General features: G+C 58.9%; 1 protein-coding gene. It reads right to left on the bottom strand.

From position 1 onward, the window contains the following. Window positions 1–540 (bottom strand): AMP-binding protein (locus tag ACX1DY_RS31505; RefSeq protein WP_458968057.1); only part of this gene is annotated, 540 nt, incomplete at both ends.

The raw sequence follows: 540 nt of genomic DNA, 5'->3' as shown, positions 1-540 counted from the left end.
TAGCAATCTTGCGCCGCTGTCCTCCAGCATGTACGCGATCCGCTCCGCCGGGTACGTCGGGTCGATCGGCAAGTACGCGCCTCCGGCTTTCAAGATCGCCAGAATCCCCACGACCATCTTCACCGAGCGCTCGGCCATAATCCCCACGATCCGATCCGATCCGACGCCACGCAACCGCAGCTCATGCGCCAATTGGTTCGCCTTCGCGTTCAGCTCCCCATACGTCATTCGCCCAGACTCGAATTCGATTGCCGTAGCTTCCGGTGTACGCTCCGCCTGCTGCTTAAACAGCTCGTGGATCGTCTTGTTCTTTGGATACTCCGTCCTCGTATCGTTGAATGTCTCTAGCAGCTGGCGCTTCTCTTCTTCCCCGGCCAGCTCGATTTCCTCCAACCGCATGTCCGGCGTTTCGGCGATCTGCTCCACGATTGCCGCCAGATGTTTGCCCATCCGCTCAACCGTTTCCTTCTTGAACAGCGCCGTGCTGTATTCCCAATCGAAATACAGCCGCCCTTCCTGCTCCACCGCAGCTACGGTCAG

The organism is Paenibacillus sp. BAC0078, assembly GCF_054483875.1.
This window is presented reverse-complemented; position numbering and strand designations above follow the sequence as displayed.